Source organism: Diaphorobacter aerolatus, assembly GCF_014489535.1.
In the GTDB taxonomy this organism is placed as follows: domain Bacteria; phylum Pseudomonadota; class Gammaproteobacteria; order Burkholderiales; family Burkholderiaceae_C; genus Diaphorobacter_A; species Diaphorobacter_A aerolatus.
In genome coordinates, this window is sequence record NZ_CP060783.1 from 2,179,858 (window position 1) to 2,201,721 (window position 21,864).

The window sequence follows — 21,864 nt, forward strand, 5'->3', positions numbered from 1 at the left end:
CGAGACTCGCATGACGGTCGCCAATCAACTGCAGGACACCGCGCTGCGCTACTTTCTCGAAGTGGTCCAGTGCGGCTCGGTCAGCCTCGCGTCGCAGCGGCTGCACGTGGCCATGTCGGCCATCAGCCGCCAGATCGCGAGTCTTGAGGCGCAACTCGGCGCGCCGCTGTTCGAGCGCCATGCGCGCGGCATGGTGCCGACGGCCGCCGGAGAAATTCTCGCGCAACATGCGCGGCGCATCAGCCTCGAAGCCACGCAGGCCGTGGAAGCGATTCAGGCACTCGCCACGCTCGGCGCCGGCGGTGTGCGTATCGCCACCTCCGATGCGTTCGCGAATGAACTCGTGCCGAGCGTGTGCGCGCAGTTTCAGCAGGACTACCCCGGCGTGCGCTTCGAGGTGCTGATGTGCCCGACCGCGCAGGTCTCGGGCAGGCTGCTGTCGGGCGATGCCGACATCGGGTTGTGCTTCAGCCTCGCACCGGTCAAGGACATCCACGTGGTGCATCGTCAGAACGCACCGGTCGTCGCGATTCTTCCGCCGGATCATCCGCTCGCGCGCAGACGCCGGGTCTCGCTGGCCGAACTCACGCGCTATCCGCTCGCGTTGCCACCCGCAGAAACAGCCGTGCGCCAGGTCGTGGACATGGCCTGCGCGCGGCAGGAACTGGCGCTTGATCCGGTGCTCGTCAGCAACCACGCGCAGACGCTGCTCAAGTACGTGCAATACAGCGGCGGCGTCAGTGTGTCGAGCGAAGTCAGCGTGCGCCATCTGGTCGCGAGCGGTGAACTGATCGCCAGGCCGATCTCGGACGCGGGCATGGACCTGCGTGACATCGAGGTGCAAACGCTGGCAGGGCGCACGTTGCAACCTGCTGCAAAGGCCTGGCTGGAGCTACTGGTTCAGCGGCTTGAACATGGCGATTGACGCTCGCAGGCCATCGCGCGCGTTCAGCTCCACCAGAACCGCAGCATGTGAAAGAAGATCGGAGCGGAAAAGCAGATCGAGTCGATGCGGTCGAGCATGCCGCCATGGCCCTGAATCAGCTGGCCCCAGTCCTTCACGCCGCGATCACGCTTGATGGCCGACATCACCAGCCCGCCGAAGAATCCGAACAGGCAGGCAACGAAGCCGATGATCGCCGCCTGCCAATGCGTGAATGGCGTCATCCATGAGAGCAGCACGCCCAGACCAGACGCGAGCACGATGCCGCCGATCAGCCCTTCCACGGTCTTGGAAGGCGAGAGCACCGGCGCGATCCTGTGCCGACCAAACAGCTTGCCGCAGACGTACTGGAGCACGTCGGACGCCTGCACCACAAAGATCAGCCACATCGCAGGCCAGATCCTGTCGCCTTGAAAACCTGCGAGGTTGAGTGTGACCAGTGCGGGCACATACGAGATGCAATACACCGAGACCATCAGCCCCCACTGGATCTTGGCGCTGCGTTCGAGAAAATGCTTGGTGTCCTCCTGCTTCAACCCCGCAATCGGAAGCAGCAGGAAGACGTAGAGCGGAATGAAGATCGAGTACATGCCGTACCAGTCCGAATAGATCAGGAAATACTGGTACGGAATCACGAAATAGAACGCGATCAACAGCGAGAAATAGTCGCCGCGCCGCGTGGGCAGCAGGCTGATGAACTCGCGCAGCGCAAACAGCGAAATGAACGCGAACAGCACGATGAACGCACCCTTGCCGAGCACGATGGCCACGCCGATCAGGCTCATCATCACCCACCAGGCATTGATGCGCGAATTCAGGTTGACGATCACGGGCGACGGCATCGGGCCGCTTCGGCGCTTGAGCACCCAGCCGACGGTGGAGGCAAACACCAGGATCGCCGCGAGAATGCCGAACAGCAGATAGGTCTGCGATGCGTAGGCCGGGGTCATTCCTGCACCTCCTTGAGCTTGAGCAGTTCGGTCGCCGCGTATTGCAGATACTCCGCTTTGGGACAGCCCTCCTTGCGTTCGAGCGGCGCACCGAAGGTCACCGTCGAGAGCAGGGGAACCGGAATCAGCGCGCCCTTGGGCATGACGCGCCGCAGGTTGGAGATCCACACCGGCACCAGCTCGACGTCGGGAAACGCCTCCTTCAGATAGAACAGGCCGCTCTTGAACTCAAGCAGGTCCACATCGTCCTCAAGATTGCGCGTGCCTTCGGGAAAGAAGATGATCGAAAAGCCATTGGTGAGCGCATCTTTCACGGGTTGCAACGGATCGGACTGCCCCTCGCGATTGCGGTTGATCGTGACGCCGTTGAAGGTGTCCTGAATGAGAAAGCGTCGCACGCCATCCTTGAGCCAGTAATCGGACGCCGCAATGGGCCGCGTGTTCTGGCGCATGAAGCGCGGCAACGATGCCCACAACAAAATGAAGTCGATGTGGCTGTTGTGGTTCGCAAAATAGATGCGCTGCGCGGTCGATGGTTTGCTGCCCCACCAGATGCTGCGCGCGCCCGTCAGCAAGCGCGCGCTGCTGCGCGTGAGAAACGCGACGCCACGGCCCAGCCAGCGCAGGATGACATTGTTACTCGCACTCATCGGAAACATCCATTCAACAAGACTCGCATCATCTTCAGCGGCAATTCAAAGTGGCCTCATTGTGCACAGCAGCAACGCGGCCATCATGACGCCATACTGCGCCACGAGCAGCGCCACCTGACACTTGAACAGCCGCAGACAGCCGCGAAACCGCAGTTGCCAGTCACGCCCCAGCTTGGCCTCTGGCATCAAGCCGAAATGCAGCAGGCTTTGGTCGAGCGCCTGCAACGCGCCGCGCTCGCTCGTGCCCGAATCGATCATGCGCGCCAGTTGCGCGAGCAGATCGGCGTCGAACATCACGCGGATCGCCACGTAGTGCTGTGCCGCCATCAGCAACAACGAGAGCACGACCAGCACGTAGCAAACCTTGGATTCACCACTTCCAAGCAACCACGCCAGCAGTGTGAACGCAAACGCCAGATAGGCTGATTTCAAGACCGAATCCGCGTGCCGCAGCAGGCGCGAGAGCACATGGAGATGCATGGCCGTCGTCGTCATCGCGAAACCTCCCTTGTCGGCGCCTGCATGAGCCGCAACTGCGCGATCTGTTCGGGCCGCAAAACCACCCACGGCCTCGCCGCGCGAACGATCTGCATGGCGGCTTCGGGCGATTCGGCAGCGCCGCGATGCAGCAACCATCCACACAGCACCGCAGCGCTGCGCGAGTAGCCGAGCGCACAGAAAACCAGCACGTTTTTTGAACCGGTCGACCAGAGCATGGCGTCCAGCCGCCGCGCCGCCACACGAAGTTGTTTCACCTGCAACGGCACCAGATCGAGCGAAAGATACCGCGCATAGAATTGCGTACCCAATAAAAGCGGCAATTCCGCAGCGCAATCAAACATCGCGTCATAAGCGGCAACGTCGCCCGCCGACGGAATGCGGCCAAGCCACAGCGTGACGCCATCGACGGTGATGACTCTCGAGTCCTGCGCATGGGTGCGCGTCCATATGCGACTGTTGAGCCAGGCACCCGCAAAATAGGGCGCAAACAGGATGCGGCTCGCGACCGACACCGCTCCGTCTTCCGGGCGCTTCTGAAAGAAATGCGGGCGCACCAACCCGTAGGCCAGCGCAACCCACACCAGGCTCACGGCGGGATAGAACAGCCACAGCCATGCGCCACCGCCCGCCCAAGCGAATGCAACCAGCAGCAGCGCGCCCAGCAGATAAACGCCTGCGATTTGCATGTGTCTGCGGGTTCGCGCCTGCTCACCATCGCCTTGAAATGGCGACTTTGCGCGTAAGGGAAACAGCCACATGCACAGCGCGCCCACGAGCAGGCCGGTGGGAAGATCGATGAAGTGGTGTTGCCATGTGGTGAGCACCGACACGCCGATCAACAGACACCAGACATGCACCAGCCAGACCCATCCCGCGCTCACGTGCCGACGGTAGAAATCCCAGAGGATGATCAGCAAAACGATATGCAGCGAAGGTGCCTGGTTGAACGGTTTGTCAAAGCCCATGAGCACGTCGAACCACAGGCCGAAGAAACCGTCGAGTGGTGGCCGCTCAAAGCTGAACTTCAACGGAATCAGCACGAAGCAGGTGATCGAGATGAGCTGCGCCGCGAACAGCCGCAGCGCCTGCTGGCGCAGCTCGAAACGGTTCCAGCACAGCAACAGCGAGAGCCCGTAGAACAGGTCGATGGACCAGTAGGGAACAATCGTCCACGGCCAGAGCGGGATCTGCTTTTCCCACTCAAAGACGATGCTGGGCACATCGCTCAGGCCCGATGCGTGTTGATTCGCAAACCCGTAGGTGAGAAAAAAGAACGGCGCCAGGCACAGCAGATACAGCACGCCGCGCTTCCACGTTCCGGGCTCGCGCTTCAGGAGCTCGTTGTCGCCCGGCATCAGAGTTTCTGCGCCACGGCCACGGTGAAGATGCCGAACTCGTCGATGCATTGATCGACCTTGCGAAACCCCGCCTGTTCCACGAGCGCATCCATCTCGGCCTGTGAGCGCATGCGCATCACCCAGGCATCGCCCTGGCGGTGCGAGGTCAGCGCACGCGCAATGAACTCCTGCTGGGGATGCCAGATCTGGCAGGTGTAGACCAGATAGCCGCCCTGCTCCACCGCCTGCTGCAAGCCAGCAAGCGAGCGGCGCAGCAGATCGTTGTCGTTGAACAGCTCATACAGCCCCGACACCACGGCCAAATTCACGCGCGGCTCGATGGCTGCCAGCGACGCGGTGTCGAACGCATCGCCATGCACGAATTGCGCGATGTCGGAGAGTCCACGCTCCGCGATGAGCTTCTGACCTGCCGACACGTTGATGTCGCTGTAGTCGCGCAGCAGCACCGATGCGGGCCGCTGCGCGAACGCGGCGACCGCGTCGAGGATGTAGCGCCCATGGCCCGAGGCGATGTCGAGCATGCGCACCGGGCGCCTGGCCTCGCTCAGCTTGCGCGCGTACTTGCGCAGCAGCAGCTCGATGTGCGTCTTGCGCACGCGAATGCCGCGCCAGCCAATCGCCTGGAGGTATTGCCTGTCGATCAGATTGCCGACGACACCCTGGCTCTCGGGCCGATTGCGGTAGACAAAATCGAGCGTGCTGCCCGAGTCATACCCCGTGTCCTCGCCGATCTTGAGGCCCGTCGAAAACCGGCTGCCGAATTTGAGGTTGGCCTTGGCCATCTTACAGTAGCGATCACGCAGCGAGCCTGCGGGCAGCGGCGTGCTCAATTCTTCCGCGAGCGCGCAACCCAATCCGATCTTGTCGGCATCGAGGACATCGGGGCCTGATACGCCTCGTTGAAGCACCGGGTGACGAAGCGGCGGATCTTGCGCACGGCGATCATGCGATCCTTCTCACCGAGCGTGTCGTGATAGAAGCCGGGCAGCGTGTGAAACTCCTTGAGCGGATGCGGAAGCCGCTGGTAGAACGCGAACTGCGGCTTTCTTTGCACCACGAAATCAGCGCCCGAAGAAAGCACCTGCGTAGGCACGTGGATGCTCTCGGAATTGCCGACGATGCGGTCAGACGCTTCATACAGACCCAGCAGCATGCGCACCGAAATCGCGCGCGCGATCTGCGGGTCGCTGTCGTAGGCGGCGGCACGCTGCTTGTCATGCGTGAGCATGCCGGACTTTACATAACTCGTGATGAAGAAATTGCCGCGCAGCTTGTGCAACAGCGTGAGCCCGGGTCGTGCAAACGGTACATAGAGCTTGATGTCGAAGGCTGGCGAGGCCAGGCACAGCGCTCTGAGCCTCGGCGCGTAGTCATGCACCCAGGTGGCCGCGAGCACCGCGCCCACGCTCTGCGCGACGATGGCCATGTTCTCGGGCGCGATACCGAATGCGTCATGCAGATGGCGTGTGAAATACTCAATGTCCTGCACGCACGCGGAAAACGAAGGCGCATCGCCACGCTCGCCCGGAGACTGGCCATGGCCGCGCGCATCCCACGCGAAAAAATCAAATTCCGGCAGATCGAGTTCATCGACCAGATGCGCCATGCGCCCCGAATGTTCGTGGCCGCGATGGAACAGCAGAATCGCCTTTTTTCCGGCCTGCGGAGTGCTGGCATGCCAGTGCTGGAAAAACAGCTCCGTGCCATCGTGGCTGACAAACCGATGCTGACTATTGACTCTCATGCACCCTCCGGTGTGAATATTGTTGTGACCGGTTGACCGGTCGCCCACCGACTTAACGCGCCGCACCGACTCCATTCCTGACACGGTGGGCGATGGTCCAGAGCAACAGCACGCAGATGATCGCCAGCAGAACGCGACAGGCAAGATGAAGCACCTGAGGCGATGCGCCGAGTACCGGCCCCACCACCAGCAGCACGGCGATCACGCCGAACGCGAACGCCCGGTCGCTCTTGCCCATGGGACCGTCATAGCGTCGCGCGGCCCCGACGAGCGGTGCCATCACGCCCGCGTATTCACTCAGCCCCGCCAAAAATACTGCACTGAACAACAGCCACGGATCGACCGCAACAAAGGCCACGAGGCACGCGTAAAGCGCGGTATCGGACACCACATCGCACAGTTCGTTGTAATAAGCGCCGAGCGTGCTCTGCTGACCGAACTCGCGCGCGAGCATGCCATCGACGGCGTTGAATGCCATGCGCACCAGCATCCACGCGGGAAACAGCAGCAGCCATGCAGAAGCGACTCCGTCGCCATGAACAACGTAGAGAAAGCCCGCAAGAATCACCGACGCGAACATCGCCGTCAGCGTGACCTGATTGGCCGTGACGCCCGCCCGATGGAGGGTGTTCACCAGCGGTCTCAGCAGGTTTTGAAAAGCGGGTTTCAGTTGATAGATCGATGGCATGTGCAATGCGGCGAATGACCCGCTTCGCGGGACCGTTCGGCGCATTCTACGCATGGGGTTCGTCAGAAACCGTGCTGCTCGCGGAACTCGCGCGCCTTGCCGAAATGTCCGTTACCGATGAACGGCACGGGCGGGCGCAGCGCCGACAACGGGGACGGGTGATTGCTCATCAGCACCAGATGCCCACGATCCTGCGGAATGAATGCGCGTTTGGATTGCGCATGGCTGCCCCACAGCATGAAGACCACGGGCTTGTCGCCCTGCGCGACGTGGCGGATCACCGCGTCCGTCAGCTGCTCCCAGCCCTTGCCGGAGTGGCTCGCCGCCTGGCCTTCTTCCACCGTGAGACAGGTGTTGAGCAGCAGCACGCCGTGCGTCGCCCACTTCACCAGACTTCCACCCGGCTCGGGAAACGATGGAAACGGCACGCCCAGGTCGCGCTGCATTTCCTTGAATATGTTCTGCAGCGACGGCGGCATACGCACACCCGGCGCGACTGAAAACGCAAGGCCTTCCGCCTGTCCGCGACCGTGGTACGGGTCCTGACCCAGAATCACCACACGCACGTCTTCGGGTGGCGTGAGTTCGAGCGCTCGCAGTGGCAAGGGCGGAAAAATCACCGCGCCCGCGTCGATCCTCGATTGCAGGAAGGCGATCAGCGACTCGCCCTTGGCACTTGTGAAGAACTCATTCACCAAGGCTTGCCAGCCTGGCGCGACGGGCCAGTCTGCGGGCCGGGCGGACATCAGTTGCGCGCTCATGATGGGATGCAATCGTCGCTGGACTATGCAAACAATTTCGCCAGCGCCTCGCCGGGTTCATCGGCGCGCATGAACGCCTCGCCCACCAGGAATGCATGGATGCCCGCATCGCGCATGGTCTTCACGTCGTCTGCGGTGAGGATGCCCGATTCGGTGACCAGCAACCTGTCGTCAGGAACGCGCTTTTGCAGATCGAGCGTGGTCTGCAGGCTCACCTCAAAGGTGCGCAGATTGCGGTTGTTGATGCCGAGCAGCGGCGTCTTGAGCTTCAGCGCGCGGTCGAGTTCCTCGCCGTCGTGCACCTCGACCAGCACCGCCATGTCGAGGCTGCGCGCGATGTTTTCCATCTCTGTCATCTGCGCATCGTCGAGGCACGCGGCGATCAGCAGCACGGCGTCTGCGCCCATCGCGCGCGACTCATATATCTGGTAGGGATCGACCATGAAGTCCTTGCGCAGCACCGGCAGCATGCAACTCGCGCGCGCTTGCTTGAGGAAGTCGGGCTCGCCTTGAAAGAACTGGCGATCGGTCAACACCGACAGGCATGCCGCACTCACCTTGCCGTCGCCTTCGGCGTAGCTTTGCGCGATGTCGGCGGGAATGAACTCCTCGCGGATCACGCCCTTGCTCGGGCTGGCCTTTTTTACCTCGGCGATCACGGCGGCCTGGTTCTTCGCGATCCTGGCCCTGAGCGCGCCAACGAAATCGCGCGTCAGCACGCGGCTCTCGGCGTCGCGTCGCATGTCCTCGAAGGACATGCGCTTCTTGGCTGCGGCGACTTCCTCGACTTTGACTTCGCAGATTTTTTTCAGGATATCGGACATGTTTTCTTTCTTGACTCCGTTGCGACCCGATCAGGCCGCGAATTTCTGCGTGAAGGCCACCAGCTCATCGAGCTTCTTGAGCGCTGAACCGCTATCGAGCGCGACCTGCGCCTGCTTGAGGCCGTCTTCAATCGACCCAGCCACGTTGGCCGCATACAGCGCCGCGCCGGCATTCAGGCAGACGATGTCGCGCGCCGGGCCGGTATCTCCCTTGAGCACGCCCATCAGCATGGCGCGCGACTCCTCGGGCGTTTCCACGCGAAACGCGCGGGTGCCAGCCATGCGCAGCCCGAAGTCTTCGGGATGCACCTCATATTCGCGCACGACGCCGTCCTTGAGTTCACCCACCAGCGTGCCCGCGCCGAGACTGATCTCGTCCAGCCCGTCGCGGCCATAGACCACGAGCGCGTGTTCCGCGCCGAGACGCTGCAACGCGCGCACCTGAATGCCGACGAGGTCTTCGTGGAACACGCCCATCAGGATGTTGGGCGCGCTTGCGGGATTGGTGAGCGGCCCCAGGATGTTGAAGAGCGTGCGCACGCCGAGCTCCTTGCGCACCGGCGCAACGTTCTTCATCGCGGGATGGTGGTTGGGCGCGAACATGAATCCAATGCCCACTTCGTCAATGCTTTGCGCGATCTGGCCGGACTGGAGGTTGATGTTCACGCCCAGCGCTTCCATGACGTCAGCGCTGCCTGACTTGCTGCTCACGCTGCGCCCGCCATGCTTGCTGACCTTGCCTCCAGCAGCGGCAATCACGAAAGTGGAGCAGGTGGAAATGTTGAAGGTGTTCGCGCCGTCGCCCCCGGTGCCGACGATATCGACCAGATGCTTCTTGCTCGCCACGTTGACCTTGTTGGAGAACTCGCGCATCACCTCGGCGGCGGCCGAGATCTCGCCGATGGTTTCCTTCTTCACGCGCAGGCCGGTGATGATGGATGCCGTCATCACGGGCGACATCTCGCCGCGCATGATCATGCGCATCAGGTGCAGCATTTCGTCGTGGAAGATTTCGCGATGTTCGATGGTGCGCTGTAGCGCTTCCTGAGGTGTGATGGTCATGTCGTCTGCTTCGTTATGGGCCGGTCATCGTTGCTCAAGAAAATTGCGCAGCATCGCGTGGCCGTGTTCGGTCAGGATGCTCTCCGGATGGAACTGCACGCCTTCGACCGCGAGCGTCTTGTGACGCACGCCCTGAATCTCTCCGTCCTCGCTCGTCGCGGTGACTTCGAGCACGTCGGGACAGGTGTTGCGGTCGATGACCAGCGAGTGATAACGGTTGACCGTGAACTCCTTGGGCAGATCGGTGAACACGCCCTGCTGGTCCGTCGAGATCACGCTGGTCTTGCCATGCATCTGCTGCACGGCGCGGATGATGTCGCCGCCAAATGCCGCGCCGATGGCCTGATGTCCCAGACACACGCCGAGCACCGGCAGCTTGCCCGCGAAGTGTTTGATGGTTTCGACCGAAATGCCCGCCTCGTTGGGCGAACAGGGACCGGGCGAGATCACGATGCGCGCGATGCCTTCGCGTTCGACGAGCGCCTTCACTTCATCGAGCGTGGCTTCATCGTTGCGCACCACGTGCACGTCGGCGCCCAGCTCCGAGAGGTACTGCACGATGTTGTAGGTGAAGCTGTCGTAGTTGTCCACCATCAGGAGTCTCATTATCATAAGTCCTTGATTTTATTTGATTTTTTCATTACAAACGACCGCCATTACACACTTCATTACACACATCGGCGGTCGATTGCGTTGGGACAGAGCACAAACAAGTGCTGGCACCAGGCGGCAACAAGGCTTGGGGGCAGTCGCGAAGCACGCCAACGCACTATGCTGAGGGCGCGCATGCCCCAACCTTGTTGGGCCGAGCGCAGCGACAAGACGAGCGCACTCTCACCTCGCGACGAGGCAGCGTGCGAAACATCAGTTCGACGATGAAGCTGGGGAGCTATGGGCATCGGGCAATCTCCTTATGTTTGGAGCCGCCGTGCCGGGGAAGCCTTCTTGAAACCTTGCCTGCCGGTACGACGGCAAGGTGCGGTCAAGACCGCGACGACATGCCGCTTCCTATTGGAAGCGCCACCACAGAGCGATGTTGGTCGAAGCGGTACGGGTCATGGACAGACCAAAGCATTGAATTAAAAAAGCTGGAACCTAGTTCGAGCGCACCCGAACGAGTCCCAACATGAACGCACGGGATTTTATCACGAACAAACTACGCAAAGTCCACTTCCGAGGCAATGACGAGATCACCTCGGCTCGACACCCAGCGCCCAGGGAATTCACAGCAACTCCCGCACCAACCCATCAGCCCCAATCGATATCGGAAGCCTTGGTCGGACCGCCAAGCCAACACGCAAGGATCGTGACCTAGTTGAAATGGCTCGTGCGGCGCTGCCGGTCATCTCAGCACTCAATTAGGTAGAGGTGGGGAGCAAGTGGGCCAGCCACTCCACATTGACCGCTCTCCTTGTAGGCAGTCCATCAACCGCCTGCAGAGTGCCAAGTCTGCGGTGAACCGCATTGTGTGATGCTATCTCGCTATATCAGCATCCCAGCCAGATATGACATCACCGGATTTGCTCTCTTAATCCTACGCTCTGAGCAATAGATGCCGCTGCTTGTTACTTTGGAAACTGCTGGGATATCAGACCATATCGAATCGGTCTTGATGGGCTTTGCGCCACCCATGACGCTGGTACCGTGAGCGCCAATATCGAGCTTGCGTCCTTATCGCTCGATGGGCCGGCAACCAATCGATTCTTGCACACCGAGCAAGACGAAGCCACCTGCGGCGGATGCCAATCATCTCACTCGCCTACGTTCAGGGCATCGTCCCTGGCGTCCGTCGCGGGCATAACGACACTACAGCCTCTGGCAGGGCAAGAAAGGAGCCGGTGATGTAGCGCTTCCGAAAGGAGACGAAGACATGTACAAGGACATTCCAACATCAAAGGTGTTCTATCGTCCCATCGAAGCGGCCATCCGATGGGCCGGGTTGCTGCGGTACCTGCCGATGATCCTGGCCACCATCGCATCACCGCGTTTCCTGCCGCCATCGCTGAACTGCCCGCGGTGGAATGAGTGCCGGCTGTACTCAGAGCGCATCTACGACGGCATCCTCAACGGAGAGCTGCCCTACGGCCAGAACGGGATCACGCTCAATGACCCGAAGATACTGCAGGCGCCAGACTTGACCGTTCGCCATGTCGATCTGAAACGCTGGATGCACACCCACTATCCCGAGCACCGCCCACGGTTCCTGTTCAGCCGTGGCGAACGCATGGCGCATCCTTTCATCTCCTTAGAAACAGGACAGGCGATCCTGGTTGAGCGGTTGGCCCTTCAGGCCGCACTGGAGCATGCCCGGCGCCAGATGCGGGAACTGCAGGAGCAGCACGACAGCTTGCTCAAGCAGTCCACCGTGCTGCTGGCGTCCAAGCAATGCGAGATCAGCGAGCGCGCAGAGACGACGTATCTCAACATCATCGGCGGGATGCTGACGCTGATGCTGGGCCAGTCCCCTTCGGGCGTGCCTTACTCCAGCTTCAAAACGCAGGAGGCTCTTGTCTCGGCATTGGTCGCGCACTACGGCGGCACCATGGGCATCACGGAGCGAACCTTGAACGGCAAGTTCGCCAACGCCAGGAAGTACGTCCGTAGTGCAAGTGAATGAGGTTTTCCAGCTTGTATGTGCAATCGCGGAGATTGCATTTGCAATGTCTTTCCGTAGCCATGTCTATTGAATAGAGGTCACGCCAACAAACGCCACCGAGCGTTCAGGAGTGACCGCCATGTCGCAGACACCTGTACTCCCGCCGAACGAGCGCCGCATCCTGCGCCTCGATGAAGTCGAAGCCAAGTCCGGCTTCAAACGCGCCCACATTTACAACCTGATGAAGAAGCGCCAGTTTCCCCAGGCGCTGCGCCTGGGCGTGCGCGCCGTCGGCTGGGATTCGATCGAAATCGACCAGTGGATCGCCGAGCGCCTCAACCACCGGACCTGACCCGTTCTCCCGCGGACTTCCCATTCCAACACGGAGAGCGCCATGCAGGTCTTATCCATCATTTCAACGAAGGGCGGCGTCGGCAAGACCACGACGGCCGCCAACCTGGGCGGGCTCGCCGCCGACGCGGGGCTGCGCGTGCTGCTGCTCGATCTCGACGTCCAGCCCACCTTGTCCTCCTACTACGAGTTGGCGCACCGCGCGCCCGGCGGCATCTACGAGCTGTTGGCCTTCAACGAGCGCGACTTCGGTCGGCTCGTGTCCCGCACGATGATCGCGGGCCTGCACCTGGTGCTCTCCAATGACCACCGGGGCGAGCTGAACACCTTGCTGCTGCACGCGCCGGACGGGCGCCTGCGACTGCGCCATCTGCTGCCGGCGCTGGCGTCGCTTTACGACCTGGTGCTGATCGACACCCAGGGTGCGCGATCGGTGCTGTTGGAGATGGCAGTGCTTGCCTCCGACGTAGCGTTGTCGCCCGTGACCCCGGAAATCCTCGCGGCCCGCGAGCTGCGGCGCGGCACCATGCAGTTGCTCGAAGACATTGCGCCGTACCGGCACCTGGGCATCGAGCCGCCGCCGCTGCATCTGCTCATCAACCGCGTCCATCCGGTGTCCGCCAATGCACGGCTGATCCAGCAGGCCCTGCGCGACCTGTTCCAGGACCATGCCGGTATCCGCGTGCTCGCCACCGACGTGCCAGCCATCGAAGCCTATCCCCGCGCCGCGACGCGCGGCCTGCCGGTGCATCGGGTCGAGCACCGCCAGCCGGCCGGCAGAGTCGCCCCTGCCGCGCTCGACACGATGCGCGCGCTCGCCAGCGAGTTGTTCCCGCAATGGCAGGACCGACTGGCTCAAGTATCCGGCCGCCCGCAGCGACCTCTTGATCCTGGGAGGCCCCATGGCGAACGCACATGAACTGGCCCGCGGCCACAAGCGGCTGCGCGCGCTGATCGAGTTTGCGGTGGGCGAAGGCTGGCACGTCAAGCGCACGCCCGGAGGACACCTGAAGTTCACCAAGGCCGGCTGCGCGGCGATCTACACCAGCTCGACCGCGAGCGACCACCGGGCCGAATTGAACGCCCGTGCGCAGATCCGCCGCGCCGAGCGAGAGGCCCGCATGGCGCTGGCCGGCGGTCGCGGGGACTGCGAGGGGTGCGGCCATGGCTGACATGACCTCTCAGGACATGGCCGGCAAGCTGCTCGCCGCCGGGTTCGAGCGCGTTGGCCCCTCGGCCACGGCCCTGAGCGACCCGATCGCGGACACGCCGATGGTCGTGACGCTGGACCAGTTGCGTCCCTACGACCACGACCCGCGCAAGAAGCGTAACCCCGCTTACGAGGAGATCAAGGCATCGATCCGCGAGCGTGGCCTGGATGCGGCGCCGGCCATCACTCGGCGTCCAGGCGAGGACCACTACATCATCCGCAACGGCGGCAACACGCGGCTGGCGATCCTGCGTGAACTGTGGTCGGAGACCAAGGACGAACGCTTTTTCCGCATATCGTGCCTGTTCCGCCCGTGGCCCGAGCGCGGCGAGATCGTCGCGCTGACCGGGCATCTCGCGGAAAACGAACTGCGCGGCGGTCTCACCTTCATCGAGCGAGCCCTGGGCGTGGAGAAGGCGCGCGAGTTCTACGAGCTGGAAAGCGGCATCCCGCTGAGCCAGTCCGAACTGGCCCGCCGCCTGGCCGCCGACGGATACCCCGTGCAGCAGTCGCACATCAGCCGGATGGCCGACGCTGTGCGCTACCTGCTGCCGGCGATCCCGACCGTGCTCTATGCCGGACTGGGGCGCCACCAGGTCGAACGGCTGTCGGTCATGCGCAAGGCCAGCGAGCGCACCTGGGAGCACTACGCCAAGGGCCGCTCTCTGGCTCAGGACTTCGACGACTTCTTCCAGGAAGTGCTTTCGCAGTTTGATGTTCAGGCCGACGAATTCTCCGCGCAGCGCGTGCAGGACGAGCTGATCGGGCAGATGGCCGAACTGCTGGGCATCGACTACGACGTACTCGCCCTGGACATGACCGAATCCGAGAGCCGCCAACGCGCCTTGGTCAGCGACCCGACGCCGCCCTCGAAGCCGCCCGCCTTGCCTGATCCGGGGGCCGTCGCGCGTCCACCAGCCGTAACCGCGCCGCCCGCCGCGATGCCTGCACCGCCTGCAGACCCGCCAGCGGCTGCCCCCTCGATGCGCGAGAGCGACGCGGATGCCAACCAGGCGGGCATGGCCAGCCCCACGGCGGCTAGCGATCTACTTGCCGAGCACATCGTCTCGCCGGCGCCGACGACCGAACGGCTTCAGTCCATCCAGCGCATGCTCGCCGATCAGTTGGGTGATGCGCTGCCGCCCGATTTTTCGGCGAGCGTCCTGCAGTCCATCCCGGTGCAGGCCGGTGGGCTCTATCCGATCTCCGATGTCTGGTACATCGATCCCGGCCTGGACACGCCGGACCGCTTGCGCATCCACATCGCGCAGTTCGCCCGCGAGATCGCGCACGAGGCAGAGCTGGACGAGTGCATCGAAGACCGCCCGACGGCATCGGCTTCGCATGCCATGCCCACACCCAGGCCCCAGCGCCGCGTGGCCTTGCCGTCCTCGCGCTGCTGGCCTGCCTGGCCGGTCAGCAGCCCGCCGACGTCGGCCTGGACGATGGGCAGATCGTCATCGACTTACCGGGGTTGCTTCACGGCGAGGGCCAAAGTGGCAGCACCGGAGCCCGTCGATTGAGCGACACCGCGCTGGTCAAGCTGTTCCGGCTGCTGCGGCTGGCCCGGCGCCTGCGCGACCTGGAAGCCGACGCCGCGGGTTCTGGAACCTGAGCAAGGGAGGCCAGCATGTCCGCACCACACCCACTCAACCAGGCCGTCATCGCGCAGGCCCTCTACGACCTGCGCAATGGGCAACTGCGCCGCTGCAAGCTGATGGGGTTTGGCGAGGAAGACCTGGACGCCCTCAAGCATCCTGCGCTGATCAGCGTGCTGGCCAACGCCAACGTCTCCTGGTGCTCGGTGACCGTCAACCGCGAAGTGCTTCGGCGGCTGCTCAAGCAGGCGCAGGACGTGGAGAAGGAAATCGCCACGGTCGATCGCATGTTGCGCCTGGGTGCCAGCACGGAAATGGTGAGCCGCTTCTACGGCTTGACCCACCAGGAGGTCGCCTTGCGCCGGGAAGTGCTTGGCCTGCCCAAGCGCAAGGGGCGCCACCCCGTCCTGGACGAGACCCAGGACACCGAACTGTGGCGGCGCTGGAAAGCCATCACCAGCACCAGAAACGTCGATCTGGAGGACGAGACCTCGATTCTCGATGCGGCCATGGACCTGGCCGAGGCATGTCACTGCCGCTCTCGGTGGTCTGGGCCGCGATCAGGAACTGGGTCGATCAGGGATTGGGCTAGGCCATGGCCGTGGACGACACCGCCCCACGAGCCCCGCGTCAAGGCCCCATCGCACTCGCCGACCTGTTCGACGCTGCGCTGAAGGACCTCGCGCCCAAGCCCAGCTCTGGCGCTCCCGCGCCCCTGCCTGCTCCGACGCCCACGCCTCCTACGTCCGGCGATGCTTTCCTGTTCAGTGGCAATCGGCATGAGACGGTGCCGCGGCGGCTGTTCCTCGACCGTCGCCTGACGCCGCTGGAGCGAAACGCCTGGCAGGTGTTCCGCCTGCTGCTCAACGATGACGGCGTGACGGCATTCCCGACGTATGAGCAGCTTCGGCCCTTGCTCGCATCCATGCCCTGCGCGGGCCAAGCCTCCCACGAAACCGTGGCACGGGCGCTGACGCTGCTGCGTCTGACACGATGGCTGAGCCTCGTGCGACGACGGCGCGACCCCAAGACCGGCCGCATCCTCGGCAACCTCTACGTCCTGCACGACGAACCCTTGACGCCGTTCGAGGCGATGCAACTCGACGCCGACTACCTCGCGCTGGTCAGCCAGTCCCTGGGCCATTCGGCCAAGGCCGTCCAGATGGTCGGCTTGAACACGCTCAGGGAGATCGCAGAAGACCCGCTGCTGTCCGGCCGCACGCTGCCGTCGCGGCTGCAGATCCTGGCCGAACGCCTCGCCAGCCAGGACATCCTGACCACCGGAAGTTATCCACAGGAGGATGCCGTCCACGATTCCGAAGAAGGGGCTTCGAGCCTTCTTCGGAATGCTGATGACCCGTCTTCGGATTCCGAAGCAGGGCTGAAACCCGCGCCAGACGGCGCTCTTCGGAATCCGAAGCAGGCCCGTACAGTACGTAGTAGTTGTATTAATGAAGTACGTACTACCGCGCAGGCGCGCGCGCTGGGCGATCTGCAATGGCCCAAGCGCTTCACGGAACTGAAGGCGGAACAGCAGACAGGTGCCAGGGTGGCATTGCAGCAGGTCGATGCCTCGCTGAGACAGGCCGTGCTGGACGAATGGGCCACACGATGTAGCAGCCATGGCATCCGCAATCCTGCGGGGTATCTGTTCGGCATCATCCAGCGCGCCATCCACGGTGAGTTCAACGCCTGGGCCAAGCAAGACGCGCCATCAGCATCCACTCCGCCAAATAAGCGGCCACCACCCGCACCGCCACCCCAGCCGCCCAGCAAGCCGGTGCCGCCGGAAGTCGCCAAGCAGCACATCGAGCGGCTGCGCAATCTGCTCGCCAGCAAGTGATCCGGTCAGGCGGCGAAGTGGATGCTGATGGCCGCCAGTGGAGCTATCCCCTGGGGATAGTTCAGCGGTTGGACACGACGCCGACCAGGTCCAGGTCCAGGTCCAGGTCCGGCATCGGGCATCGGCCGCGGCATCGGCGTTGTCCGCTCTGGTCGCGGCGCACAGGCTTCCTTGGCGCTCCATGGAGCTATCCCCTGGGGATAGCTCGCGCGGAATGTAGCCGCAATGCCTTGAACCGGGGCCTTGCGGGTTTCGGTTTGTTGACTGACTGCCTTCCGCTTCCTGCCGAAGCTGGCCGCTCCTTTTCCCACAACGAGCGGACACCATGGCAACCAACAACGAACCTTTGCAACTCAACCTCGGCTCCCTGCGCAGCGCAATGTCGCTGACGCTGCACACCCACCACGCCTCGCGCATCTGGCATGGCCGCGCCGCCGCCGAGGGGCGACCGGGCATCGTCGGCCTGAACGGCTACATCGCCGTCATGAACAAAATGAAGCGCGGCTCGGAGCAGGACGACCCGTACAGCGACTGGTGGATGCTGCGCATCGAGGACAAGCTCGACCAGACCAAGACCACGCTGCAGACGCTGCGCGAACAGGTGGACCAGGCCCTGGCCGGCGTGCCCGCCGCGTTGACCCTGGGCGAGAACCTCAACGTGCAGCCCGTCAAGCTGCCGCTGTTCGTCAATGCGCAGTTGGGCTTTGCCGCTGTCTATCTCCTGGCCGACTACGACGACATCGCGCGCAAGCTGATCCTCGCCCACCACACCGCGCTGATCGACCGCAGCACCTTAGAGCGCTGGCTCAACGAGGGCGCGCACGCGCTGCGCAGCCTGTTCTCGCTGGCCCAGCAGTATCGCTATTCGGGCTGCACCCGCGACGATTTCGCGGCGAAGAATGCCGCAGCGCGGGCCGCGCTGGAGAAGTTCGGCGAGTTGCCGCAGGACGTGCTCGAAGGCACGCGCCGCTCGAAGTTTGCGCCACCCATCGTGCGCCGTGGTCTGCAACAGCGCGGTGAGAGTCCTGCCGCAGCCGCTACCAGCGTCGATGGTGATGCGGCCGCTGCTGCCGACCCATCCGAAAACGCAGCCACTGCCGGCGAGGACGAATCCGCATGAGCGATCTGAACCAGCCGACCCGCTACTTCCGGGGCCTGCAACAGGGAGCCTTCATGCGCCTGGAACACGCGGCCTCTCTAAAAGGCCTTTTAAAGCCTTTTAAAGGTAAAGGGGACTTGGAGGCCTGGGCCAGCCAGTGCTTCGCCATGCGCGACGAGTTGATCGGCCTGGCGCAGCGACAAGTGCTGCAACAGGCCAGTGGGCATCCCTTCCACCTGCTGCCCGTGGAACTGGCCCAGCAGACCACTGGCGCGGGAACGACGTTCCTGCGCTGGCGCAGGCACGACCGCTCGGCCATGGGCGTGGCCCTGTGGCAGGAGCTGATGGCGAGCACCAGCACGCCGGTCAACCTGCTGGCCGACCTGCACGCGATCGAGCTGCAGCGCATCACGCTGAACATGCAGATCAGCCTGTTGCACACCCTGGGCAGGCAGGCACAGGAGTGCGCCAGCAAGGCCGCCGAGGCGGAAGACGCCTACCTGCGCCGGCTCACGTCCTTTCCCGCCGCAATGCGCGATCGGTGATTGCGCCGGGCATCCCAGCACGCGCCCGGCGCCGACCAGGTGCGGGTATTTCAACCACCACGGAGATCACACCATGAGCACGCATTTTTCTGGCGAAGGCAACATCGGCTCGCTCCCCGAGTACCGGGAGTTCCCCAACGGCAACGACGAACCACGCCGGCTGCTCCGGCTGAACGTGTATTTCGACAACCCTGTCCCCACCAAGGGCGGTGACTTCGAGGACCGTGGCGGCTTCTGGGCGCCGGTGGAAATCTGGCACCGCGAAGCCGGTCACTGGAAGGACCTCTACCAGAAGGGCATGCGCGTGCTGGTCGTCGGCCGCATGGAGCGCGAACCCTGGACGGACAACGAGGATCAGCCGCGCGAGACCTGGCAGGTCAACGCGCGCAGCGTCGGCATCCTGCCGTTCCGCATCGAATCCGTGGCCCTCAGCCCCAAATCGCAGGAGCCCGCGCAGGAAGCGCCGCCGAAGCCCCAGACCGCCGAGGAACCGGCTGCGCCGAAGGAGACCAAGCGCAGGAAGTGACCCGGCATGGGGCGGCAGCGGTTCTGCGCCGCCCCCATGTCCTCGCCAGCTATCCCCAGGGGATAGCTCCACCGGCGTCCACCGACTTCCACGCGCTCCCGAACATCGCGGCTCCCGGCCCGCACACCACCGGCTGTACACCACCCCCACCGCAGCCATCCCATCTCGTGAAAGCGGTCGCCGCCGCATGCAGCTTGTTTGCTGCTGCCCCAACAGGCGCTCGGCATCCTCGATCCCAGCAACTCCATGAACAACGGGAAGCGGATGGACGGACATGCGGCTGTTTCTGTGCGAGAAGCCCTCCCAGGGCAAAGACATCGGCCGGATTCTCGGCGCCACGCAGCGCGGTGAAGGCTGCCTCAACGGCTCCGGCGTCACGGTCACCTGGTGCGTCGGCCATCTCGTCGAAGCGGCAGCACCCGAGGTCTATGACGCGGCGCTCAAGCGCTGGTCGTTGGAGCAGTTGCCCATCATCCCTCAGCAGTGGCGGGTCGAGGTCAAACCGCAGACCGCCACGCAATTCAAGGTCGTCAAAACGCTTCTGGCGAAGGCGACCCATCTCGTCATTGCCACCGATGCCGACCGCGAGGGTGAACTGATCGCCCGCGAGATCATCGACCTGTGCGGATACCGCGGCCCCATAGCACGCCTGTGGCTGTCGGCGCTCAACGATGCGTCCATCCGCACCGCGCTCGCCAAGCTGCGGCCCTCGGCCGAGACGCTGCCGATGTATTACTCGGCGCTGGCGCGCTCGCGCGCCGACTGGCTTGTGGGCATGAACCTCAGCCGGCTGTTCACCGTGCTCGGGCGGCAGGCCGGCTACGACGGCGTGCTGTCGGTCGGGCGTGTACAGACCCCGACGCTCAAACTCGTGGTGGACCGCGACCGAGAGATCGCGGCCTTCGAGTCCGTGCCCTACTGGGCCATCGACGTGTCCCTGTCCGCAGGCGGTCAGACGTTCACCGCGCAGTGGGTGGCACCCGATGCCAGCACCGACGACGCCGGCCGCTGCCTGCAGCAGCCCGTCGCACAGCAAGCCGCGCAGCAGATCCGCGCCGCGGGCAGTGCCCAGGTGGTGTCGGTCGAGACCGAGCGCGTGCGCGAAGGCCCGCCGCTGCTGTTCGACCTGGGCACCCTGCAGGAGGTGTGCTCCAAGCAGCTTGGGCTGGACGTGCAGGAGACGCTGGAGATCGCTCAGGCCCTGTACGAGACGCACAAGGCCACGACGTACCCGCGCTCGGATTCCGGCTACCTGCCCGAAAGCATGTTCGCCGAGGTGCCTACGGTCCTCGACAGCCTGCTCAAGACCGATCCCTCGCTGCGCCCGATCATGGAGCAGCTCGACCGCTCCGTGCGTTCGCGCGCCTGGAACGACGGCAAGGTGACGGCGCACCACGGCATCATCCCGACGCTCGAACCCGCGAATCTCTCCGCCATGAGCGAGAAGGAACGGGCGGTGTACCGGCTGATCCGGGCACATTACCTGGCCCAGTTCCTCCCGCACCACGAGTTCGACCGCACCGTGGCCGATCTCTCCTGCGGCCAGCAGAAGCTGGTGGCCACGGGCAAGCAGGTCGTCGCCAAGGGATGGCGCCTGGTGCTGGCCGAACCGCAAGCGGACGAGGACGGCGATGGTGCCGCGCGCAGCCAAGTGCTGCCTGCGCTGCGTGACGGGATGGCATGCCAGATCGCCGGGGCCGACATCAAGGCCCTCAAGACGATGCAGCCTAAGCCCTATACCCAGGGCGAACTGATCAAGGCGATGAAGGGCGTTGCGCGTTTCGTGACCGACCCGCGCCTGAAGCAGAAGCTCAAGGACACGACGGGCATCGGCACCGAGGCGACGCGGGCCAACATCATCAGCGGGCTGATCGCCCGCGGCTATATCGTGAAGAAGGGTCGCTCCATCCGCGCATCGGATGCGGCGTTCACGCTGATCGACGCCGTGCCCGCGGCGATTGCCGACCCCGGCACCACCGCCGTCTGGGAACAGGCGCTGGACATGATCGAGGGCGGACAACTCACCCTGGATGTGTTCATCGGCAAGCAGGCCGCCTGGATTTCGCAGTTGATCGCGCAGCACAGCAGCACCTCGCTGTCCATCAAGGTTCCTCAAGGACCGGCTTGTCCGCAGTGTGGCGCGCCCACGCGCCAACGCACCGGCAAGAGCGGCCCGTTCTGGTCGTGCAGTCGCTATCCCGACTGCAAAGGCACGCTGCCGGTCGAAACCGGCACGTCCAGGCGTGGTGCCTCGCGTCCACGCCGTACCAGTGGCGGCGGCCGCAAAGGCGCCTGACCGCCCCGATTCCCCGTGAGCCATGCCCGCCATCGGCGGCGTGGCCCGTGTTCCGCATGCCCTGCGGGACGCCCAGCGCGCAACGCCTTCTTGTCCGTGTGCGCGTCCCGTTCAGCCGCCCCCGGCCGCGGGACCTGAAGGTAGCTTCTCCGCGAACCGCACCCCGCGCGTTCTCCCCGTCCGCATCTCTTCCGCACGCTGCGAAGGGTCCCCCGATGGCTTGCCTGTGCGAGCCACCCGGAGACCCTTCGTGGTCAGCGGTATTCGGTGCCGGTGCCCGCCGGCGCAAAAACGGGCTCCCTTTGTGCGCGGATGT

Annotated in this window: 19 protein-coding genes and 3 pseudogenes; 12 read left to right on the plus strand and 10 right to left on the minus strand. The window is 63.8% G+C overall.

Features of this window, described 5'->3' with window-relative positions; all coding sequences use genetic code 11:
- Positions 1-10 precede the first annotated feature (10 nt).
- Entirely contained in the window at positions 11-925 is a 915-nt protein-coding gene (locus H9K75_RS10085) for a LysR family transcriptional regulator (RefSeq protein WP_187725674.1), read from the plus strand.
- Between the two features lie 23 nt (positions 926-948).
- Here the strand turns inward: H9K75_RS10085 and H9K75_RS10090 are convergent, their stop codons facing one another.
- From H9K75_RS10090 to H9K75_RS10135, 10 genes and pseudogenes are all read right to left on the minus strand, one after another.
- Positions 949-1,893: a phosphatidate cytidylyltransferase gene (locus H9K75_RS10090; protein ID WP_187725675.1), complete on the minus strand. Its 945-nt coding sequence runs from the start codon at positions 1,891-1,893 to the stop codon at positions 949-951.
- Positions 1,890-2,543 carry a lysophospholipid acyltransferase family protein gene (locus tag H9K75_RS10095; RefSeq protein WP_226858636.1) on the minus strand — a complete coding sequence of 218 codons (654 nt, stop codon included), beginning with the start codon at positions 2,541-2,543 and terminating at the stop codon, positions 1,890-1,892. Before H9K75_RS10095 ends, H9K75_RS10090 begins: the two co-directional genes overlap by 4 nt.
- A gap of 45 nt (positions 2,544-2,588) precedes the next feature.
- The gene (locus H9K75_RS10100) at positions 2,589-3,041 is read right to left on the minus strand and encodes a hypothetical protein (RefSeq protein WP_187725677.1); all 453 of its coding nucleotides are present in this window, start codon (positions 3,039-3,041) and stop codon (positions 2,589-2,591) included.
- Positions 3,038-4,402, minus strand: a complete 1,365-nt coding sequence (locus H9K75_RS10105) for a phosphatase PAP2/dual specificity phosphatase family protein (RefSeq protein WP_187725678.1) — start codon at positions 4,400-4,402, stop codon at positions 3,038-3,040. The genes H9K75_RS10100 and H9K75_RS10105 overlap by 4 nt, the downstream gene beginning before the upstream one ends.
- A pseudogene (locus H9K75_RS10110) lies at positions 4,402-6,149 on the minus strand (bifunctional alpha/beta hydrolase/class I SAM-dependent methyltransferase). Before H9K75_RS10110 ends, H9K75_RS10105 begins: the two are co-directional and overlap by 1 nt.
- A 52-nt stretch (positions 6,150-6,201) precedes the next feature.
- Positions 6,202-6,837 carry a CDP-alcohol phosphatidyltransferase family protein gene (locus tag H9K75_RS10115; RefSeq protein WP_187725679.1) on the minus strand — a complete coding sequence of 212 codons (636 nt, stop codon included), beginning with the start codon at positions 6,835-6,837 and terminating at the stop codon, positions 6,202-6,204.
- 62 nt (positions 6,838-6,899) lie between these two features.
- A complete protein-coding gene (locus tag H9K75_RS10120) occupies positions 6,900-7,598 on the minus strand; it encodes a uracil-DNA glycosylase (protein ID WP_187725680.1) in 699 nt (232 codons plus the stop codon).
- Positions 7,599-7,621: 23 nt separating this feature from the next.
- Positions 7,622-8,422, minus strand: a complete 801-nt coding sequence (trpC, locus tag H9K75_RS10125) for an indole-3-glycerol phosphate synthase TrpC (protein WP_187725681.1) — start codon at positions 8,420-8,422, stop codon at positions 7,622-7,624.
- A 30-nt stretch (positions 8,423-8,452) separates the two neighbouring features.
- On the minus strand, positions 8,453-9,484 hold the full coding sequence (gene trpD, locus H9K75_RS10130) for an anthranilate phosphoribosyltransferase (RefSeq protein WP_187725682.1): 1,032 nt from the start codon (positions 9,482-9,484) through the stop codon (positions 8,453-8,455).
- A gap of 24 nt (positions 9,485-9,508) precedes the next feature.
- The gene (locus tag H9K75_RS10135) at positions 9,509-10,090 is read right to left on the minus strand and encodes an aminodeoxychorismate/anthranilate synthase component II (protein ID WP_187725683.1); all 582 of its coding nucleotides are present in this window, start codon (positions 10,088-10,090) and stop codon (positions 9,509-9,511) included.
- 1,264 nt (positions 10,091-11,354) lie between these two features.
- Here H9K75_RS10135 and H9K75_RS10140 point away from each other — a divergent pair.
- The 11 genes and pseudogenes from H9K75_RS10140 to H9K75_RS10190 all read left to right on the plus strand — a co-directional run bounded on the left by H9K75_RS10140 (position 11,355) and on the right by H9K75_RS10190 (position 21,548).
- Positions 11,355-12,101: a hypothetical protein gene (locus H9K75_RS10140; protein WP_060784124.1), complete on the plus strand. Its 747-nt coding sequence runs from the start codon at positions 11,355-11,357 to the stop codon at positions 12,099-12,101.
- A 118-nt stretch (positions 12,102-12,219) separates the two neighbouring features.
- Complete coding sequence (locus H9K75_RS10145; RefSeq protein ID WP_003090093.1) at positions 12,220-12,432, plus strand: AlpA family transcriptional regulator; 213 nt, start codon at positions 12,220-12,222, stop codon at positions 12,430-12,432.
- Between the two features lie 42 nt (positions 12,433-12,474).
- On the plus strand, positions 12,475-13,350 hold the full coding sequence (locus H9K75_RS10150; protein WP_187725684.1) for a ParA family protein: 876 nt from the start codon (positions 12,475-12,477) through the stop codon (positions 13,348-13,350).
- Positions 13,334-13,603, plus strand: a complete 270-nt coding sequence (locus H9K75_RS10155; RefSeq protein WP_060784122.1) for a hypothetical protein — start codon at positions 13,334-13,336, stop codon at positions 13,601-13,603. The genes H9K75_RS10150 and H9K75_RS10155 overlap by 17 nt, the downstream gene beginning before the upstream one ends.
- Positions 13,596-15,256, plus strand: a pseudogene (locus H9K75_RS10160) (ParB family protein). The gene H9K75_RS10155 and the pseudogene H9K75_RS10160 overlap by 8 nt, the downstream one beginning before the upstream one ends.
- Positions 15,257-15,271: 15 nt before the next feature.
- Positions 15,272-15,831 (plus strand): annotated as a pseudogene (locus tag H9K75_RS10165) (DUF2857 domain-containing protein).
- 3 nt (positions 15,832-15,834) lie between these two features.
- Positions 15,835-17,082 carry an STY4528 family pathogenicity island replication protein gene (locus tag H9K75_RS10170; RefSeq protein WP_060784119.1) on the plus strand — a complete coding sequence of 416 codons (1,248 nt, stop codon included), beginning with the start codon at positions 15,835-15,837 and terminating at the stop codon, positions 17,080-17,082.
- A 325-nt stretch (positions 17,083-17,407) separates the two neighbouring features.
- The gene (locus H9K75_RS10175; RefSeq protein WP_187725685.1) at positions 17,408-18,202 is read left to right on the plus strand and encodes a PFL_4669 family integrating conjugative element protein; all 795 of its coding nucleotides are present in this window, start codon (positions 17,408-17,410) and stop codon (positions 18,200-18,202) included.
- Positions 18,199-18,726 (plus strand): DUF3158 family protein, encoded by a 528-nt coding sequence (locus H9K75_RS10180; protein ID WP_057393109.1) that lies wholly within the window; start codon positions 18,199-18,201, stop codon positions 18,724-18,726. The genes H9K75_RS10175 and H9K75_RS10180 overlap by 4 nt, the downstream gene beginning before the upstream one ends.
- A gap of 73 nt (positions 18,727-18,799) precedes the next feature.
- On the plus strand, positions 18,800-19,252 hold the full coding sequence (locus tag H9K75_RS10185) for a single-stranded DNA-binding protein (protein ID WP_187725686.1): 453 nt from the start codon (positions 18,800-18,802) through the stop codon (positions 19,250-19,252).
- A 274-nt stretch (positions 19,253-19,526) separates the two neighbouring features.
- Positions 19,527-21,548 carry a DNA topoisomerase III gene (locus H9K75_RS10190; RefSeq protein WP_187725687.1) on the plus strand — a complete coding sequence of 674 codons (2,022 nt, stop codon included), beginning with the start codon at positions 19,527-19,529 and terminating at the stop codon, positions 21,546-21,548.
- Positions 21,549-21,864 lie beyond the last annotated feature (316 nt).

What these genes read in the sequence shown, in the direction of transcription:
- H9K75_RS10115 (WP_187725679.1), bottom strand. Translation starts at nt 6,837, where the DNA reads ATGCCATCGATCTATCAACTGAAACCCGCTTTTCAAAACCTGCTGAGA.
- H9K75_RS10150 (WP_187725684.1), top strand. Translation starts at nt 12,475, where the DNA reads ATGCAGGTCTTATCCATCATTTCAACGAAGGGCGGCGTCGGCAAGACC.
- H9K75_RS10140 (WP_060784124.1), top strand. Translation starts at nt 11,355, where the DNA reads ATGTACAAGGACATTCCAACATCAAAGGTGTTCTATCGTCCCATCGAA.
- H9K75_RS10120 (WP_187725680.1), bottom strand. Translation starts at nt 7,598, where the DNA reads ATGAGCGCGCAACTGATGTCCGCCCGGCCCGCAGACTGGCCCGTCGCG.
- H9K75_RS10155 (WP_060784122.1), top strand. Translation starts at nt 13,334, where the DNA reads ATGGCGAACGCACATGAACTGGCCCGCGGCCACAAGCGGCTGCGCGCG.
- trpC (WP_187725681.1), bottom strand. Translation starts at nt 8,422, where the DNA reads ATGTCCGATATCCTGAAAAAAATCTGCGAAGTCAAAGTCGAGGAAGTC.
- H9K75_RS10190 (WP_187725687.1), top strand. Translation starts at nt 19,527, where the DNA reads ATGCGGCTGTTTCTGTGCGAGAAGCCCTCCCAGGGCAAAGACATCGGC.
- H9K75_RS10105 (WP_187725678.1), bottom strand. Translation starts at nt 4,402, where the DNA reads ATGCCGGGCGACAACGAGCTCCTGAAGCGCGAGCCCGGAACGTGGAAG.
- H9K75_RS10185 (WP_187725686.1), top strand. Translation starts at nt 18,800, where the DNA reads ATGAGCACGCATTTTTCTGGCGAAGGCAACATCGGCTCGCTCCCCGAG.
- H9K75_RS10145 (WP_003090093.1), top strand. Translation starts at nt 12,220, where the DNA reads ATGTCGCAGACACCTGTACTCCCGCCGAACGAGCGCCGCATCCTGCGC.
- H9K75_RS10100 (WP_187725677.1), bottom strand. Translation starts at nt 3,041, where the DNA reads ATGACGACGACGGCCATGCATCTCCATGTGCTCTCGCGCCTGCTGCGG.
- H9K75_RS10180 (WP_057393109.1), top strand. Translation starts at nt 18,199, where the DNA reads ATGAGCGATCTGAACCAGCCGACCCGCTACTTCCGGGGCCTGCAACAG.
- H9K75_RS10170 (WP_060784119.1), top strand. Translation starts at nt 15,835, where the DNA reads ATGGCCGTGGACGACACCGCCCCACGAGCCCCGCGTCAAGGCCCCATC.
- H9K75_RS10135 (WP_187725683.1), bottom strand. Translation starts at nt 10,090, where the DNA reads ATGAGACTCCTGATGGTGGACAACTACGACAGCTTCACCTACAACATC.
- H9K75_RS10095 (WP_226858636.1), bottom strand. Translation starts at nt 2,543, where the DNA reads ATGAGTGCGAGTAACAATGTCATCCTGCGCTGGCTGGGCCGTGGCGTC.
- trpD (WP_187725682.1), bottom strand. Translation starts at nt 9,484, where the DNA reads ATGACCATCACACCTCAGGAAGCGCTACAGCGCACCATCGAACATCGC.
- H9K75_RS10085 (WP_187725674.1), top strand. Translation starts at nt 11, where the DNA reads ATGACGGTCGCCAATCAACTGCAGGACACCGCGCTGCGCTACTTTCTC.
- H9K75_RS10090 (WP_187725675.1), bottom strand. Translation starts at nt 1,893, where the DNA reads ATGACCCCGGCCTACGCATCGCAGACCTATCTGCTGTTCGGCATTCTC.
- H9K75_RS10175 (WP_187725685.1), top strand. Translation starts at nt 17,408, where the DNA reads ATGGCAACCAACAACGAACCTTTGCAACTCAACCTCGGCTCCCTGCGC.